At 60.1% G+C, this 17,334-nt stretch carries 16 protein-coding genes; 10 read left to right on the top strand and 6 right to left on the bottom strand.

Annotated features, from left to right (window positions below):
* Positions 1–118: 118 nt before the first annotated feature.
* The 6 genes from epd (at position 119) to ACEN8E_RS27560 (ending at position 4,928) form a co-directional block, all read left to right on the top strand.
* Positions 119–1,177: an erythrose-4-phosphate dehydrogenase gene (epd, locus tag ACEN8E_RS27585; RefSeq protein WP_495590583.1), complete on the top strand. Its 1,059-nt coding sequence runs from the start codon at positions 119–121 to the stop codon at positions 1,175–1,177.
* A gap of 24 nt (positions 1,178–1,201) precedes the next feature.
* Entirely contained in the window at positions 1,202–2,365 is a 1,164-nt protein-coding gene (locus ACEN8E_RS27580) for a phosphoglycerate kinase (RefSeq protein WP_495590582.1), read from the top strand.
* A gap of 35 nt (positions 2,366–2,400) precedes the next feature.
* On the top strand, positions 2,401–2,622 hold the full coding sequence (locus tag ACEN8E_RS27575) for a hypothetical protein (protein WP_008019897.1): 222 nt from the start codon (positions 2,401–2,403) through the stop codon (positions 2,620–2,622).
* Between the two features lie 56 nt (positions 2,623–2,678).
* Positions 2,679–3,011 carry an MliC family protein gene (locus ACEN8E_RS27570; RefSeq protein WP_495590581.1) on the top strand — a complete coding sequence of 111 codons (333 nt, stop codon included), beginning with the start codon at positions 2,679–2,681 and terminating at the stop codon, positions 3,009–3,011.
* A gap of 252 nt (positions 3,012–3,263) precedes the next feature.
* Positions 3,264–4,328 carry a class II fructose-bisphosphate aldolase gene (gene fba, locus ACEN8E_RS27565; protein WP_007981624.1) on the top strand — a complete coding sequence of 355 codons (1,065 nt, stop codon included), beginning with the start codon at positions 3,264–3,266 and terminating at the stop codon, positions 4,326–4,328.
* A 198-nt stretch (positions 4,329–4,526) separates the two neighbouring features.
* On the top strand, positions 4,527–4,928 hold the full coding sequence (locus ACEN8E_RS27560) for a hypothetical protein (protein ID WP_495590580.1): 402 nt from the start codon (positions 4,527–4,529) through the stop codon (positions 4,926–4,928).
* 42 nt (positions 4,929–4,970) lie between these two features.
* On the opposite strand, the gene ACEN8E_RS27555 is transcribed toward ACEN8E_RS27560, so the two are convergent.
* Positions 4,971–5,639, bottom strand: a complete 669-nt coding sequence (locus ACEN8E_RS27555) for a polysaccharide lyase family 7 protein (RefSeq protein WP_495590579.1) — start codon at positions 5,637–5,639, stop codon at positions 4,971–4,973.
* A gap of 323 nt (positions 5,640–5,962) precedes the next feature.
* Between ACEN8E_RS27555 and ACEN8E_RS27550 the strand changes: the two genes are divergently transcribed.
* From ACEN8E_RS27550 to ACEN8E_RS27540, 3 genes are read left to right on the top strand one after another with little or no spacing between them, the layout of a single operon-like run.
* Positions 5,963–8,086 carry a putative bifunctional diguanylate cyclase/phosphodiesterase gene (locus tag ACEN8E_RS27550; RefSeq protein ID WP_495590578.1) on the top strand — a complete coding sequence of 708 codons (2,124 nt, stop codon included), beginning with the start codon at positions 5,963–5,965 and terminating at the stop codon, positions 8,084–8,086.
* A 45-nt stretch (positions 8,087–8,131) separates the two neighbouring features.
* Positions 8,132–8,638, top strand: coding sequence for a YgjP-like metallopeptidase domain-containing protein (locus ACEN8E_RS27545; protein ID WP_495590577.1), 507 nt, complete (start codon positions 8,132–8,134; stop codon positions 8,636–8,638).
* Between the two features lie 49 nt (positions 8,639–8,687).
* Positions 8,688–8,984: a winged helix-turn-helix domain-containing protein gene (locus ACEN8E_RS27540; RefSeq protein WP_007894945.1), complete on the top strand. Its 297-nt coding sequence runs from the start codon at positions 8,688–8,690 to the stop codon at positions 8,982–8,984.
* Positions 8,985–9,108: 124 nt separating this feature from the next.
* Here ACEN8E_RS27540 and ACEN8E_RS27535 read toward each other — a convergent pair whose 3' ends face one another.
* Positions 9,109–9,561 carry a GNAT family N-acetyltransferase gene (locus tag ACEN8E_RS27535; protein WP_495590576.1) on the bottom strand — a complete coding sequence of 151 codons (453 nt, stop codon included), beginning with the start codon at positions 9,559–9,561 and terminating at the stop codon, positions 9,109–9,111.
* A 256-nt stretch (positions 9,562–9,817) separates the two neighbouring features.
* On the opposite strand from ACEN8E_RS27535, the gene ACEN8E_RS27530 reads away from it, so the two are divergent.
* Positions 9,818–10,555 (top strand): substrate-binding periplasmic protein, encoded by a 738-nt coding sequence (locus tag ACEN8E_RS27530; RefSeq protein WP_495590575.1) that lies wholly within the window; start codon positions 9,818–9,820, stop codon positions 10,553–10,555.
* Between the two features lie 155 nt (positions 10,556–10,710).
* Here the strand turns inward: ACEN8E_RS27530 and yccS are convergent, their stop codons facing one another.
* The 4 genes from yccS to mdtD all read right to left on the bottom strand — a co-directional run bounded on the left by yccS (position 10,711) and on the right by mdtD (position 17,308).
* Positions 10,711–12,894, bottom strand: coding sequence for a YccS family putative transporter (gene yccS, locus ACEN8E_RS27525; protein WP_495590574.1), 2,184 nt, complete (start codon positions 12,892–12,894; stop codon positions 10,711–10,713).
* 225 nt (positions 12,895–13,119) lie between these two features.
* Positions 13,120–14,298, bottom strand: a complete 1,179-nt coding sequence (locus ACEN8E_RS27520) for a BaiN/RdsA family NAD(P)/FAD-dependent oxidoreductase (protein WP_495590573.1) — start codon at positions 14,296–14,298, stop codon at positions 13,120–13,122.
* A gap of 139 nt (positions 14,299–14,437) precedes the next feature.
* Positions 14,438–15,775 (bottom strand): ATP-dependent RNA helicase DbpA, encoded by a 1,338-nt coding sequence (gene dbpA, locus ACEN8E_RS27515; protein ID WP_230853210.1) that lies wholly within the window; start codon positions 15,773–15,775, stop codon positions 14,438–14,440.
* 105 nt (positions 15,776–15,880) lie between these two features.
* Positions 15,881–17,308 carry a multidrug transporter subunit MdtD gene (gene mdtD / locus ACEN8E_RS27510; protein WP_495590572.1) on the bottom strand — a complete coding sequence of 476 codons (1,428 nt, stop codon included), beginning with the start codon at positions 17,306–17,308 and terminating at the stop codon, positions 15,881–15,883.
* Between the last annotated feature and the right edge of the window lie 26 nt (positions 17,309–17,334).

Below are 17,334 nucleotides of genomic sequence, written 5' to 3'. Positions count from 1 at the left end.
ATAACGCTGGCTGCCTGAATGCCCGCGTTGTCTGGGCCACCATCGCGAGCAAGCTCGCTCCTACAGGGGGATGTGTTGTTAACGAGAATTCGTTTGCCTGCGTCTATCGAGAACCCCCATGCCTCAACCGCGTCCCTACAAAGTTGCACTCAACGGCTACGGCCGGATTGGTCGTTGCGTCTTGCGTGCGTTGTTCGAGCGAGGCGACAAGGCCGGGTTCGAGATTGTCGCGATCAACGATCTGGCCGACATGGCCAGCATCGAATACCTGACACGCTTCGACTCCACCCATGGCCGGTTCCCCGGTGAAGTGAAGGTCGACGGCGATTGTCTGCATATCAATGGCGACTGCGTGAAGGTCCTGCGCAGTGCCACCCCCGAAGGCATCGACTGGGCGTCCCTGGGCGTCGATCTGGTGCTCGAGTGCTCCGGTGCTTATCACACTCGCGAAGACGGCCGGCGGTTCCTCGACGCCGGCGCCCCGCGTGTGTTGTTTTCCCAGCCGATGGCCAGCGAAACGGACGTCGACGCAACCATCGTCTATGGCGTGAACCAGGATTGCCTGACCGGCGACGAGTTGCTGGTGTCCAATGCGTCCTGCACGACCAACTGCGGCGTGCCGCTGTTGCGCCTGCTGAATCAGGCCATTGGCCTGGATTACGTATCGATCACCACCATTCACTCGGCCATGAACGATCAGCCGGTCATCGATGCCTATCACCACGAGGACCTGCGCCGCACCCGCTCGGCGTTCCAGTCGGTGATTCCGGTGTCCACCGGTCTGGCGCGTGGTATTGAACGCCTGCTGCCGGAACTTGCCGGACGAATTCAGGCCAAAGCCGTACGGGTGCCGACGGTCAACGTGTCCTGCCTCGATATCACGATGCAGACCGCCACCGCGACCGACGCCACCGAGGTCAACCGGATCCTGCGCGAAGCCGCCACCAGCGGCCCGCTCAAAGGCCTTCTGGCCTACACCGAGTTGCCGCACGCCAGCTGTGATTTCAACCATGATCCGCATTCGGCCATCGTCGATGCCAGTCAGACCCGTGTTTCCGGCCCGCGGCTGGTGAACATCCTGGCCTGGTTCGACAATGAATGGGGTTTTGCCAACCGAATGCTCGACGTTGCAGACCACTATCTGCAAATAGCTTCATCCAAAAAAACTGCTCTCTAAACAGCTACCCAGGAAATGCGACCCATGACCGTGTTGAAGATGTCCGACCTCGATCTGCAAGGTAAACGCGTATTGATCCGCGAAGACCTCAACGTCCCAGTCAAGGACGGTGTTGTCACCAGCGATGCGCGTATCCTGGCCTCGCTGCCGACCATCAAGCTGGCCCTGGAAAAAGGCGCGGCCGTGATGGTCTGCTCGCACCTTGGCCGTCCGACCGAAGGCGAATTCTCGGCCGAGAACAGCCTCAAGCCCGTCGCCGACTACCTGAGCCGTGCCCTGGGCCGTGAAGTGCCATTGGTGGCCGATTACCTGGGCGGCATTGACGTCAAGGCCGGCGACATCGTGCTGTTCGAAAACGTGCGCTTCAACAAAGGCGAGAAGAAGAACGCCGACGAACTGGCCAAGCAATACGCCGCCCTGTGCGACGTGTTCGTGATGGATGCCTTCGGCACCGCTCACCGTGCCGAAGGTTCGACCCACGGCGTGGCCAAGTTCGCCAAAGTCGCTGCTGCCGGCCCGCTGCTGGCTGCTGAACTGGATGCACTGGGCAAGGCCCTGGGCGCTCCGGCCAAGCCGATGGCTGCCATTGTTGCCGGCTCCAAGGTGTCGACCAAACTCGACGTACTGAACAGCCTGAGCCAGATCTGCGACCAGTTGATCGTCGGCGGCGGCATTGCCAACACCTTCCTGGCCGCTGCCGGTCACCCGGTCGGCAAGTCGCTGTACGAGCCGGACCTGCTCGACACGGCGCGCGCCATCGCCGCCAAAGTCAGCGTACCGCTGCCGGTGGACGTGGTGGTTGCCAAGGAATTCGCTGAAAGCGCCGCAGCGACCGTCAAGCTGATCGCTGACGTCGCTGCCGACGACATGATCCTCGACATCGGTCCGCAGACCGCCGCCAATTTCGCCGAGCTGTTGAAATCGTCGAAAACCATTCTGTGGAACGGTCCGGTTGGCGTATTTGAGTTCGATCAATTCGGCAATGGCACCAAAGTGTTGGCCCAAGCCATCGCGGACAGTGCTGCGTTCTCCATTGCCGGCGGTGGCGACACCCTGGCTGCCATCGACAAGTATGGCGTGGCCGAGCAGATCTCCTACATTTCCACCGGTGGCGGCGCATTCCTCGAATTCGTCGAAGGCAAGGTTCTGCCAGCCGTCGAAGTCCTGGAAAGCCGGGCCAAGGCCTGAGGGTCGCCCGTTTGACCAGGCAAGGGAGTGTTGACATGGTCAAGACGTTAGCGCTGTTGATCGTCGCCGGTTCACTGGCGGCTTGCGGGAGCAGCCCGAAAGCTACGCCGGAGCCCGAGGCGCCAGCGTCACGCAACGGCTGTTATCAGGCGGACTGGCAGGCGGAAACCAACCCGGTGCTCAACAAGCGCTCCGGGCCCGAGGGTCTGGACAAATATGAGACCCAGGCACCCGCCAAGGAACATGGCTGCCCTTGACGGGTCTGACTCTTTACTCAGGGCTGGCGGCGTGCGCCGTCAGCCGAGGGACACGGATGAAAGGTTTTATCGCCGTTACGGCGCTGGCGCTGTTGGCTGGTTGTGCTCAGTTGAACCTGTTCCAGTCGTCCGCACCTGTGGATAACTGGACCACATGGACCTGCGACAGCCAGGCTAAAGTGGTTTGGCGTTACACCGACGACAGCCGCAAAGAAGTCGACGTGCGCCTGGGCGGTGCCGATCAGGTCTACCGCTTGAAGCAGGAGCCGGGTGCATCGGGCTCGCTGTACAGCAATGACATGCTGGCGTTTCACATAAAAGGTGAGGAAGGCCTGGTTTACTGGGTCGCCACCAATGATTTGATTGGTCGTGGTTGCAAGGCGCAATAACTGACACACCTCGGAATTAATGTGGGAGCGAGCCTGCTCGCGAATACGGTATATCCGTCGACAGTTTTGTTGAGTGTCAGACCGCATTCGCGAGCAGGCTCGCTCCCACAAGGGTTCCATGCAGCTCTTGAGATTTTGCAACACCAGATTCGCAGTCCGGGCTTAACCCCCGATCTGCAATAACTTGAATAGCCGCCGCCGCTACGGCAGGCTGGCACGATTAACGACCCTCAACCGGGAGAGATACATACAATGGCACTTATCAGCATGCGCCAGATGCTGGACCACGCAGCCGAGTTCGGCTACGGCGTTCCAGCCTTCAACGTCAACAACCTTGAGCAGATGCGCGCCATCATGGAAGCCGCTGACAAGACTGACTCCCCGGTGATCGTCCAGGCTTCGGCCGGTGCTCGCAAATACGCCGGTGCACCGTTCCTGCGTCACCTGATCCTGGCAGCCATCGAAGAATTCCCGCACATCCCGGTGTGCATGCACCAGGACCACGGCACCAGCCCTGACGTCTGCCAGCGCTCCATCCAGCTGGGCTTCAGCTCGGTGATGATGGACGGCTCCCTGGGTGAAGACGGCAAGACCCCGACCGACTACGACTACAACGTCCGTGTCACCCAGCAGACCGTGGCCATGGCTCACGCCTGTGGCGTTTCGGTAGAAGGCGAGCTGGGCTGCCTGGGTTCGCTGGAAACCGGCATGGCCGGTGAAGAAGACGGCATCGGCGCCGAAGGCGTTCTGGATCACAGCCAGATGCTGACCGACCCGGAAGAAGCCGCTGACTTCGTTAAACGCACTCAGGTTGATGCCCTGGCCATCGCCATCGGCACCAGCCACGGCGCCTACAAGTTCACCAAGCCGCCTACCGGCGACGTGCTGGCGATCGACCGCATCAAGGAAATCCACAAGCGCATTCCGAACACTCACCTGGTGATGCACGGTTCGTCTTCGGTTCCGCAAGAGTGGCTGGCGATCATCAACCAGTACGGCGGCGACATCAAGGAAACCTACGGCGTACCGGTTGAAGAGATCGTCGAAGGCATCAAGCACGGCGTGCGCAAGGTCAACATCGACACCGACCTGCGCCTGGCATCCACTGGCGCAATGCGTCGCCTGATGGCCACCAACCCGAGCGAATTCGACCCGCGTAAATTCTTCGGTGCCACCGTGACCGCCATGCGCGACGTGTGCATCGCTCGCTACGAAGCCTTCGGTACTGCCGGCAACGCTTCGAAGATCAAGGCGATCTCCCTGGAAGGCATGTATCAGCGTTACCTGAAAGGTGAGTTGAACGCGAAGGTCAACTAAGACTGAACGTTAAACTGGTTTGATGAAAAACCCGTCGAGAGACGGGTTTTTTTATGGATGTAGGAATGATTACTGAAACAGGAGGTACTCTTCTGTTTGTTGTGTGTGTCTTTGACAGCGAGCCTTTCATTACGCTAAATAAATTGATCTTTGGCCGGATTGCCATTGATTAAACTTTCATGGAAGAGAGGTTTGTTTATGTATTCCCGTAAAAAACTCAGTGCTCTTGCTTTACCGTTTTTCCTGTTTGCGGTTAACGCCGTCAATGCTGCTGACTCTGTTTTAACTGCGTCGATTGATAGCAAGGGCAAGGTAATAAGGCAGTCCGGCGACTGGATCTACAGCGTGAAGCACTTCCCGCGGGCCGGCTATTTTTCCGAGTACGAAATAATTCCAAAGGCTGGGGTCTTTCAGCAGGCACCGGGTTACTGCGGTGTATCCGTAACTGATGTGGACTCCTACGATGATTTGCTGTTCGCCAATGCCAAGGTTGTCGGAACGCCAACGATCAAAGCCATCAAGGTGATCACCCAATTGGCAGCGGGTTCCGCGAAGGATGCAGCGACCTCTAAAAGTTTCATGCTGATGTGTGTTCGCTGATTGTCTGGGCGAGGAGAGCCGCTCCTCGCCACATTTTTGCACTTATTTATTGTGATCGATATCCAGCCTGCTGAAAGTTACCTTCCCGCCTTCATTGGTGTAGCCGGTGTTGTCCTGCACGTAGACCCCTGCCTTGAAGTACAGCGGTTTTTCGCGCCAGGTGGCGCTGATTTGTGTATCCCATTGATAGCCTGCCGCACTGATGCCCAAGGCGCCACCGGGGCTGAGGTGAATGAGATAGTTGAACTCCTGATCGAGTTTCACCCCCGTTGCAACGACGATCACCCGGCCCTCATCGTCATCGGGACGCATCCGGACCTTGGCGACGATGTTGCCGGTGGCTGTACTTGTCTTGTATTGGTATTCGACCTTCACCAGCGGTTTCTGGCTTTGAAAGGCATGGATCTGGCCGATGACGATTTTCCCGGAACTGGGCACCTGGTTAACGGCCAGCGTGGCATGCAACAAATTGTCGGCATCCGGGTAATACCAGTTGTGCAATGTGCCGTTGCTGTAGGTTTCACGCAGTTCGGTGCGCGGATAAATCGCGTTTTCGGTACGGGAACCGGTCACGGGCGACCAGAAAAACAATGTGCCGGTGTCGGAATGGAAGTATTGATCCTTGAAGCCATTCACCAGCTTGGAGGTTTCAACGGTGTACGGCGGGCTGCCGACGGGGACGCTGAGGTTCCAGGTTGCAAGATCGATCATGTCGGTTCTTCCACTTGATTCATGCTGCACGGACGTGCCAGAAGCTCTAGCCCGCGCCTTCGGGGGCGGCCTTTATAAGCGTAGCGGGAGATTTTGTTAACGTCCGTCTGACGGGTGGCTGACGTCAACATCCTGTCGAAACCCCATCTTTCGCGATTCCCATCGCCTGAACCATCGACCGTTAGTCGGTAAAAAGACACTATGATTAAATGATGGCCCACTGACACCTTCTGCTTTTGCAGAACCGGGTCTAGAGTGAAAGCACAGTATTTGTCCGGTTTTCACGAGAAGCCGGTATGACGCCCCGCAATCAGAGAAGCAGCATGGAATGCGCGCAACCCACGCCAGTAGAAGGCGGCTCAACCCTTTTAGTCGTCGACGATTACCCCGAAAACCTGATCAGCATGCGCGCGTTGTTACAGCGCCAGGACTGGCAGGTCATTACTGCCGCCTCGGGTTTCGAGGCCCTCGGCTTGTTGCTTGAACACGATATCGACCTGGTGCTGCTGGACGTGCAGATGCCGGGTATGGACGGTTATGAAGTGGCGCGCCTGATGCGCGGTAGCCAGCGGACCCGTCTCACGCCGATCATTTTCCTGACCGCCAACGAACAGTCCCAGGATGCGGTGATCAAGGGCTATGCCAGTGGTGCGGTGGATTACATGTTCAAGCCGTTCGACCCACAGGTCTTGACGCCAAAGGTCCATGCATTGCTCGAACACCAGCGAAACCGCCGGGCCCTGCAGCGCCTGAGTCATGATCTGGAGTCCGCTCGTGCCTTTAATGCGTCGGTGCTGGATAACGCTGCCGAAGGCATTCTGGTATTGAGTGAGGACGGGCTGATTCGTTTTGCCAATCCGGCAATGTCGCGGTTGCTCAATGCCACGGTGCAGGAACTGCAAGGCAAGGAGTTTCTGGACTACCTGCAAAAACCGCATATCCCGATCTGGGCCGATTCCGAGTTGCTGGCCGGATACAAACGCGGTGAGACCCTGCGCCTGCACGATGCCCTGCTGCGTACGGCGCCCGGCCAGCAAGTGCCGGTGGCCTTGTCCTGCGCGCCGTTGCCTGTCGAACAACATGCGATGGTAGTGACTGTGCTGGACATGTCGGTGGTGCGTCATCTGCATCAGCAGCTGGAATTTCAGGCAGTCACCGATCCGCTGACCGGGTTGCTCAACCGCCGGGGTTTCTACCAGACCGTAGAGAACCTGCTGTTGCGCGGTGAGCGTTCCGACAGTGTCTGGGGCTTGATGTACCTGGACCTCGACGGCTTCAAGCGCGTCAATGATTCGCTCGGGCACGATGCCGGCGATCGGGTGCTGCGTTGGGTCTCCGAACAGTTGAAGGCCTGCTTGCGGCCCTTCGACATTCTGGCGCGGATGGGCGGCGATGAATTCACCGCACTGCTGGATCTGGAGTTCCCCGAGCAGGCGGCGAAGATTGCCGAGAAGCTCATCGAGCGAGTGTCGATCTGTCAGCAGATCGACGGCCTCGATATCGCCCTGGGCGCCAGCATCGGCATCGCCACATTCCCTGATTGTGGTGCCAATCTCGACGGGATGCTACGCGCGGCCGACATCGCCATGTACGAAGCCAAGCGTGCCGGTCGCCAGCAATATCGCTTCTACGATCACGACATGAACGGCCGGGCACGCTCGCGGTTGATGCTGGAAGAAAGTGTGCGAACAGCCATCGAGAACCGGAATTTCAATCTGGTGTATCAGCCTCAGGTAGCGATTGCCGACGGGCGGATTCGTGGCTTCGAGGCCTTGTTGCGCTGGCAGCATCCGAGCGTTGGCGATGTCCCCCCGGGGCTGTTTTTGCCACTGTTGGAAGAGGCGCAGTTGATCAGTCGCCTGGGCAGCTGGATCTACCATCGCAGCGCCGGGCAACGCAAAGCCTGGGAGACCTTGTTTACCGAGGACCTGGTACTCGGCGTCAGTTTGAGCAGTACACAGTTCGGCATGCCCAACCTGGTCACTGAGTTGCGCCAGGTGCTGGAACGTCATGGCTTGCAACCGCATCATCTGGAGGTCGAGGTCACGGAAGAGGCCTTGATGCACAACCCCGAAGAAACCCGCAAGCAATTGCGCCTGCTGCACAATCTGGGCGTACGCGTGGCGTTGGATGACTTCGGGGCCGGACCCTGTTCCCTGTCGCACTTGCGCGACCTGGAGCTGGATACCCTCAAGATCGACCGGCATCTGATCGCCCGGTTGCCGGAGTCGGTACGGGATGCGGCGCTGGTGCGCAGTGTCATCGACCTGTGCACACAGTTCGGGATGCTGGTGATTGCCGAAGGGGTGGAAACCGTCGCGCAGTATGAATGGCTGAAGGCCAACGGCTGTGAATATGTGCAAGGCTTCCTGGTGGCCCGACCGATGATGGCCGAAGACACCGGGCGGTTTGTCCAGCCGTTTGACTGGAGCGCGCTGCCCCGCTGAATTCGCTACACTGGCGACCTTTTAGTGACGTGTATTGCCGCCCCGATGACCGTGTTGAAATATCTCCAGGCCTATCCTGCCACCTTGCAGGCTCAGGTGCGCCAGCTGATCGCCGACGGTCGACTGGGCGATTACCTGAGCCAGCGCTACCCGCAAAAGCACGGGGTGCAGAGCGACAAGGCGCTGTACACCTATGCCCTGGACCTCAAGCAGGAGTTCCTGCGTAATGCTCCGGCCATCGACAAGGTGCTGTTCGATAACCGCCTGGACCTGACCCACCGTGCCCTTGGCCTGCACACCACGATCTCCCGGGTGCAAGGTGGCAAGCTCAAGGCCAAGAAGGAAATCCGCATCGCTTCACTGTTCAAGGAAGCGCCCTGCGAGTTCCTGAAAATGATCGTGGTGCACGAGCTGGCGCATTTCAAGGAGTCGGACCACAACAAGGCCTTCTACAAACTGTGCGAGCACATGCTGCCAGGTTATCACCAAGTGGAATTCGATGTGCGGGTGTACCTGACCTGGCGGGATATGCCGGCGCCTGCAGGCGCGTAGTAATTGCCGCAGGCTTGGGCTGCGGTCGGACGATTTTCAGGAGCGTTGGATGGACGTAAGCAAGACCAAGAGCAGCTTCTATCGCCGGTTGTATGTGGCGTACCTGATTGACAGCGGGCTGGCCAGCAGTGTTCCGGCGCTGACCGAGGTCACAGGTATGCCACGGCGCACGGCGCAGGACACCATTGCGGCGTTGGCGGATCTGGATATCGTTTGTGAATTCGAGCAGGAAGAGGGCGCGCGCAACCATGCGGGGCGCTATCGGATTCGTGAGTGGGGTGCGATCGATCGCGGGTGGATCGAGCGTAACCTGCGGCAGATCAAAGCGGTGCTGGAGTATCCCTGAGTATTGGAGGCGCCTGAGCTGACGCCTTCGCGGGCAAGCCCGCTCCCACAGTGATCACGGTTGGATCAAAGTTTTTCAATCCAGTCGGAACCCTGTGGGAGCGGGCTTGCCCGCGATGGGGCCCTTAAATACGACGCATGCCGATGTGTGGAATGCCATCTTCCACATATTCCTCACCCGCCACGACAAACCCGTAGCGCCCGTAATACCCCTGTAGATGCGCCTGGGCCGAGAGGTAGATCGGCAGGCCGGGCCAGTATTTCTCGATCTGTTTGAGTGCCTGTTCCATCAACTCATGCCCCAGCCCGGCGCCGCGTGCCTGCGGGGCGATGATCACCCGGCCGATCACCACGTCGCCGCCCTGTGATTGCGGATCAAGCAGCCGCAGGTAGGCCACCAGTCGGTTACCGTCCCAAGCCATCACGTGGAGGGTGTCACCTTCCAGATCCTGGCCATCGATATCCTGGTAAACGCATTTTTGTTCGACGACGAATACCTCGGCGCGCAGCTGCAAGATGGCGTACAGCTGCTCCTTGCCCAGGTCGCTGTGGTGTTTGCAGATCCAGTCGACTGTCATGTTTTGATTCCCTGAAAACGTCGTTCCGATACTAAGCGCACTCACGCCAGAAGTCTTGATGGCGGAAGAATCTGTGATATAGGCCAAAATGCCATCATTCATTTCTCGCGCGCATGTCTTCTTTGTGTAATCTGGTTCGAGGCGCTGTGCCATGGCTTCGATGAGCTAATGTTTAGCACCCGGGTCTTGCCGATACGGGGCCTTGGAGTTTGGCTGAAAACACGTCGGGCAATCCGCCCGCTAAGGATTTTCAAGCATGCCGCGATTGCATCAAGCTTTTGCTTTGATTGGATTGCTGTTGCTGGTTCAGGGGGCAGCGGCAGAAAAACTGCGGTTGGTCGCGGATGCCTGGCCTCCCTTTACCGATTCCACGCTCGTCAACGGTGGATTGGCCACGGACATTGTCAGCACCGCGCTCGCCAGGGCCGGTTATGCCAGTGATTTCGAACAAGTGCCCTGGGCACGGGCCTTGATGGGATTGGGTGAGGGCCGGTATGACGTGCTGGTCAATGCCTGGTACAACGACGAGCGTACAACTCTCGGCCAGTTTTCCGGCGAATATCTGCTCAATCGCGTCCGTTTTCTCAAGCGCAAAGACGCCCCCATCGAGTTCAACAACCTGCTGCAATTGCACACGTATCCGATTGCCATCGTGCGCGGATACGCCTATTCGCCCACGTTCGACAACGACGACTCGTTACAGAAAATCCCTGTGCACAGTTTCGCCATGGCGGTACGCATGCTCGCGGCCGATCGGGTCAAACTGACGCTGGAGGATGAGTACGTTGCCCGCTACTACCTGTCCCGTGAGTCACCCAAGGTCCGCAACGCTGTGGAATTCCTGCCCAAGGCGTTGAGCGAGAACAGCCTGCACATACTGGTCAGCCTGAAGAATCCGCGGCATGAGCAGATCGTCGCCGGTTTCGACCGCGAGATTGCGGCCATGAAGGCGGACGGGAGTTATGACAAGTTGATGCGGCAGCATGGGATGTGAGTGGGCTGAGCCAGTTTCTGTGTTGTTGCTGATGGCCTCTTCGCGGGCAAGCCCGCTCCCACAGTGAGCTATGTTGTTCTCGGATTTTGTAAACACTGCCGATCCTTGTGGGAGCGGGCTTGCCCGCGAAGAGGCCCGCTCAGACACCGCAGATCTCAATCCTCACTGGTGTCCTTGATCAGATGCGCCGCCAATGTCCGCAACGGCCCGAGCTGACGGCAAATCAGTGCCAATTGCGTCTGTACCAGCCGCTGCCCTTCATCGATTTCATCGGGCATCTGTTCCAGTTCATTGGCCAGTGCTTCTTCTTCATCGCTCTGAATCGCTATCGACGACTTGCTCGCCAGCCCTTGGGCGATTTCGTCGATGCTGCTGGCCAGTTTCACCCCGGCCCCCTCGATCAGGTGCTCATGTACGCCCGCCGGCAGTTGGGTTTCCCGGTGCGCGCCCAGGCCCGAGAGGTAACTGAGCAGCGTGTGCGACAGCACCAGGAAGCGAAAGCCCACATCCGCCTCCTTTCGGAAATGCCCAGGCTCCATCAGCATGTTGGCCAACGTGGTCGACAGCGCCGCGTCGGCGTTGTGGGCGTTGCGGCGGGCCAGGCGGTAGGCCAGGTCGTCGCTTTTGCCTGCCGCGTATTGCTGCATGATCTGGCGCAGGTAAATGCTGTTGCAGGCCAGGGTGTTGGCCAGCACTTTGTTCAGGCGCCGTCCCTGCCAGTCCGGCAGGAACAGGAACACCGCCAGCCCGGCGATCAGGCTGCCGAGCAAGGTATCGAACAAACGTGGCAGGAACAGCCCGTAACCGTCACCCACCTGGTTGAAACAGAACAACACCATCAAGGTGATTGCCGCCGTCGCCAGGGTGTAGCGGGTGGTGCGGTTGGTAAAGAACACCACGCCGGCGGCAATGGCGAAGCAGGACTGGATCAGCGGGTTCGGGAACAGGTCGAACAGCGCCCAGGCCAGGGTCAGGCCGATGGCGGTGCCGATGATCCGTTGCCCGAGTTTGCGGCGGGTGGCGCCGTAGTTCGGTTGGCAGACGAACAGCGTAGTGAGGATGATCCAGTAGCCTTGGGACGGGTGAATCAAATGCACCATGGCGTAGCCGATGCTCAGCGCCAGGGGCAATCGCAGGGCATGACGGAACAGTAGTGAGGTCGGCGTCAGTTGCGTGCGCAAGCGCAGCCACACGTCCTTGAGATTGCGCGGCGAACGGTCAAGCAAACTGCTGTCGGTGGCGTCGGCCAGGGCGTCAGGGTTACTGGCATCGCTGAGTAAGCGGTCGAGGGTGCCGAGGTTGGCCGCCAGTGCCCGCAGTGAACGCAGCAAGCCGCGCCAGGCCGGGTTGCTCTGGACGCGCAGGTGTTCGAGGGATGCATCCAGATCGCTCAGGGCCTCGGCGAAACCTGCGTCATAGGTGAACGGCTGGCGCATCTGGATCGATTCGGCCAGGGCCCGGCAGGCTTTGCCTTGCTGGCGCAACAGGCGCTGGCAGCGGAACAGCACGTCACTGTGGAAGAAGGCCTCGGCCAGGGCGTTGTAAGGGTAGTGCGAAGAGCTGGCGCGTTCGTGGATGTCCTGGGCGAGGAAGTACAGTTTCAGGTAGCGGCTGACTTTCGACCCCGGTCGACCGTTACCGACCCGGTGCAGGATGATCTCCTTGGCGGCGTTCAGTGCCGCCACCACCCGGCCGTTCTGCTGGGCCAGTTTCAGTCGTCGCGCCTCCACGTCCATCTGCCGGACTGGCTCGAACAGCGAGGATTTCAACTTCAGGTAATAGCCCAGCTCGCGGAACAACCGCGCCAGGCTCTGCTGCACCGGCTGATTGGAAAACAGCGCCTGCCACAACACCGAGAGCAGGCCATACCAGGCAGCACCGGCCACCAGCAGCACCGGCTCGTGCCAGACATCGGTGACCGCACCGCCACGCTGGTCCACGCCGATCATGGTGTAGACCGACAGGATCAACGTCGCCGAGGCAATCGCGCCATAGCGCTCGCCGAGGGCGCCGAGCATGGTCAGGCAGAACGCGGCCAGGGCGAAGGCAACGATAAACAGTGAGGGGTAGGGGAAAAGCAGTTCTACAGACAGGGCGGCAACGGCGAAACACACCAGCGTCACGGCCAGCGCGTTGAGACGGCCCTGCCAGCTGTCGTCGGTCTCGGCCAGGGCGCTGGCGATAATCCCCAGGAACAACGGGATCAGCAGGCCCATTTCGTCCTGATACCAACACAGCGCCATGGTGCCGGTCAGGGCAATGAATACCCGCACGCTGTAGCTGAACTTATCCAGCGCCCAAAGGCGACGCAGAGACTGGCGGAATGAAGTCGATGACATGAAATGCGAAGGCCTTCCGAGGCAATGACGCTAAATTGAGCCACTAATGACGCCGACGCAATGGCGTCGATCACATCAGACAGCAAAATCTGTTCCTTTATCGATCAATGCAAAATCAATGTGGGAGCGAGCCTGCTCGCGAAAGCGGTGTGTCAGGCAACTCAATGTTCTCTGGCACTCCCTCTTCGCGAGCAGGCTCGCTCCCACATTTTGTTATGTGTACGGTCAGACGTACTGCGCGGCCGCGTAACCGGAAGCCCAGGCCCACTGGAAGTTGAACCCGCCCAGATGCCCGGTCACGTCGAGCACTTCGCCGATGAAGTACAGCCCCGGGCTTTTCAGCGATTCCATGGTCTTGGACGATACTTCATTGGTATTGACGCCGCCCAGGGTCACCTCGGCGGTGCGATAGCCTTCGGTGCCTGCCGGCACGACTTTCCAGCTCGCCAGTTTTTCCGCGACATCGGCCAGTTCGGCGTGGGTGTACTGCTTCATCGGTTTGGAAACGAACCAGTTGTCCGCCAGCAGGTTGGCCATCTTCTTGGTGAAGATTTCCCCGAGCAGGGTTTTCAACTCGCTGTTGGGGCGTTCGGCCTGTTGCTGTTGCAGCCAGCCCGGCACGTCGTGATCCGGCAGCAGGTTGATCTCGACGGTATCGCCGGACTCCCAGAACGACGAAATCTGCAAGATCGCCGGGCCGCTGAGGCCCCGGTGGGTGAACAGGATGTTCTCGCGGAAGCTCTGGTCGTTGCAGCTCACCAGGCAATCCACCGACGTACCGGACAACTCGGTGCACAACGCCTTGAGCTGATCGGTGATGGTGAACGGCACCAGACCGGCGCGGGTCGGCAGCAATTCATGACCGAATTGCCTGGCCACTTGATAGCCGAAACCGGTGGCGCCCAGGGTCGGAATCGACAGGCCGCCGGTGGCGATCACCAGCGATTCGCAGGTGATCTGGCCCATTGTGGTGTCCAGCAGGTAGCCCTTCTCAAGCCGCTCGATGGTCTGGATCGACGTGTCCAGGTGCAGGCTGACGCCGGCCTGATCGCACTCGGTCAGCAGCATTTCGAGGATGTCGCTGGATTTGTTATCGCAGAACAACTGACCGAGTTTTTTCTCGTGGTACGGCACGCCATGTTTGGCCACCATGCCGATGAAATCCCATTGGGTGTAACGGGCCAAGGCGGATTTGCAGAAATGCGCATTCTGCGAGAGGAAATTGCCCGGCTCTGTGTACATGTTGGTGAAATTGCAGCGACCACCGCCCGACATCAGGATTTTCTTGCCGGCCTTGTTGGCATGGTCAAGCAGCAACACCTCGCGCCCGCGCCCGGCGGCGGTCAGTGCACACATCAACCCTGCGGCGCCAGCGCCAATGATCACGACTTCGGTAGAGCGCAAAACGATGTCCTCTAAATGTCTCACCACAAAAACTGTGGGAGCGGGCTTGCCCGCGATGAGGCCGGGACATCCAACATAAGTGTTGTCTGTCAGTCCGCTATCGCGGGCAAGCCCGCTCCCACAGGTATACGTGCAGTTCTTACAAAATACGCACGCGCAACGAACGGCCCTTGATCTTGCCGTCGTTCAGGCGCTGCAGGGCCTGCTTGGCGACGCCGCGCTCCACGGCCACGTAGGCCTGGAAGTCGAAAATCGCGATCTTGCCGACCTGGGCGCCGGGGATGCCGGCGTCACCGGTCAATGCGCCAAGAATGTCGCCCGGACGAACCTTGTCCTTGCGGCCAGCCGCGATGCACAGGGTGCTCATCTGCGGCAGCAGGGGGCCGCCGCCCTTGGAGGTGAGGTTGTCCACCTGGTCCCAGGTCAACGGCGTCTTCTGCAATTGTTCGATGGCTTGTGCACGCTGCGCTTCGGACGGCGCGACCAGGCTGATGGCCAGGCCTTTCTCACCGGCACGGCCGGTACGGCCAACGCGGTGAATGTGGATTTCCGAATCACGGGCCAGCTCGACGTTGATCACCATGTCCAGCGAATCGATGTCGAGGCCGCGGGCGGCGACGTCGGTGGCCACCAGTACCGAAGTACTGCGGTTGGCGAACATTGCCAGTACCTGGTCGCGGTCACGCTGTTCCAGATCGCCGTGCAGGCCGACGGCGGAAATGCCTTTGGCGGTCAGATGATCGACGGTTTCCTGAACCTGTTGCTTGGTGAAGCAGAAGGCCACGCAGGACGCCGGGCGGAAGTGGCCAAGCACCTTGGTCACGGCACTCATGCGGTCGTCCGGGGAAATCTCGTAGAAGCGCTGTTCGATCTGCGTGTCGTCGTGGAACGCTTCGGCCTTGACCTGCTGCGGGTTGCGCATGAACTTCGAGGCCAGCTGCTTGATGCCGACCGGATAGGTGGCGGAGAACAGCAGGGTCTGGCGACGCTCCGGGGCCTGCATGATGATTTCTTCGATGGAGTCGTAGAAACCCATGTCGAGCATGCGGTCGGCTTCGTCGAGGATCAGCGTGTTCAGGCCGTGGAGGACCAGCGAGCCCTTGCGCAGGTGCTGTTGGATGCGCCCCGGGGTGCCGACGATGATGTGCGCGCCGTGTTCCAGCGAAGCGATCTGCGGGCCGAGGGACACGCCGCCGCACAGGGTCAGGACCTTGATGTTGTCTTCGGCACGGGCCAGGCGACGGATTTCCTTGGCGACCTGGTCGGCCAGCTCACGGGTCGGGCACAGGATCAGCGCCTGGCAACCGAAGTAGCGCGGATTGATCGGGTTCAGCAGGCCGATGCCGAACGCGGCGGTCTTGCCGCTGCCGGTCTTGGCCTGGGCGATCAGATCCATCCCCTTGAGGATCACCGGCAAGCTTTGCGCCTGGATCGGCGTCATCTGGGCATAACCGAGGGAGTCCAGGTTAGCCAGCATGGCGGCGGACAGCGGCAAAGTATTAAATTCGGTGGCGATGGTGGTCACGGGACTGGCCTGCAAAACAAAATGTCGCGCAGTGTACCAGTCCGGTGGCCATTCGCCCTAAGGCTCTATGTGCTGTTCCGGACGTTTAACACGCCGTCCGTCATTCCGTGACAGCTGGGAAAAGATCGTCGCGGCCAACATGGCCATGATTCCGACGGTCACAAAGGTCAGTTGGAACGCGCCTAATACCGTATCCACGCCATCGTTACCAATCTCCGCCGTAAAGCCACCGAGCAGCGCGCCCGCACACGCAACCCCCAGGCTCAGGGACAATTGCGCGACCACCGACAGCAGGCTGTTGCCGCTGCTGGCGCTGGCGTCGTCGAGGTCGATCAGGGTCACGGTGTTCATCGCCGTGAACTGCAGGGAGTTGATCGCGCCAAGGATCGCCAGCAGGCACAGCAGCAGCCAGTACGGCGTCTGCTCGCTGACCAGGCCCATGGCGGCCAGCATGATGCCCAGCGCCAGGGTGTTGCCGGTGAGCACGATGCGATAACCCAGACGCTCGATCAGTGGCCGCGCGACCCACTTGGCGATCATCGCCGCCGCCGCCAGTGGCAGCATGCTCATCCCGGCCTGGGACGGCGAGTAACCCAGTGCCACTTGCAGCAGCAACGGCACCAGAAAGGGCAGGGCGCCGCTGCCGAGACGGGCGAACAGGTTGCCGAGAATACCCACGGCGAAGGTCCGGGTCTTGAACAACGACGGCGCAAACAGCGGATTCTCGACATGCCCGGCGCGCAGCCAGTACGCCGCCAGGCAAGCCATGCCGCCGAACAGCAGCAACATCACCCGCAGGTGTGGCAGGTGCAGTTCGCCCAGGCCCTCCATGGCGATGGTGATCAGAATCATCGCCGCGCCAAACAGTACGAAGCCCAGGCTATCGAAACGGGTGCGCTCGGTACCGCGCAGGTCCGGGATGAATTTCCACACGGCGTAGCAACCGACCAGCCCCACCGGCAGGTTGATCAGGAAGATCCAGTGCCAGGTCAGGAATTGCACCATCCAGCCGCCCATGGTCGGGCCGATCAACGGGCCGAGCAGCCCGGGAATGGTGATGAAGCCCATGATCCGCACCAGCTCCGAGCGCGGGTAGGCACGCAACACCACCAGCCGCCCGACCGGCAACATCAGCGCGCCACCCAGGCCCTGGATCACCCGCGCGCCGATCAGCAGGCTCAGGCTGCTCGACAGTGCGCAGAGCAGCGAGCCGAGACTGAACAGCAGGATCGCGCCGAAAAAGATCTTCTTGGTGCCGAAGCGATCGGCGATCCAGCCCGAAGCGGGAATCAGCAAGGCGACCGTGAGCATGTAGGCGATGATCACACCCTGCATGCGCAATGGGTCTTCGGCCAAGTCGCGGGCCATGGCCGGCAGGGCGGTGTTGAGAATCGTCCCGTCGAGGGACTGCATGAAAAACGCGATGGCGACGACCCACGGCACCCAGCGGGCGGTGACAGCGTCGAGAGGCGGGCGGTTGGGCATGGGACCTCTTGTCAGTGTGAATCAGG

The sequence above is a fragment of the Pseudomonas sp. Pseusp9 genome, from assembly GCF_059491265.1.
The sequence above is the reverse complement of the archived record's forward strand: the minus strand, read 5'-3'. Positions and strand labels throughout refer to the sequence as shown.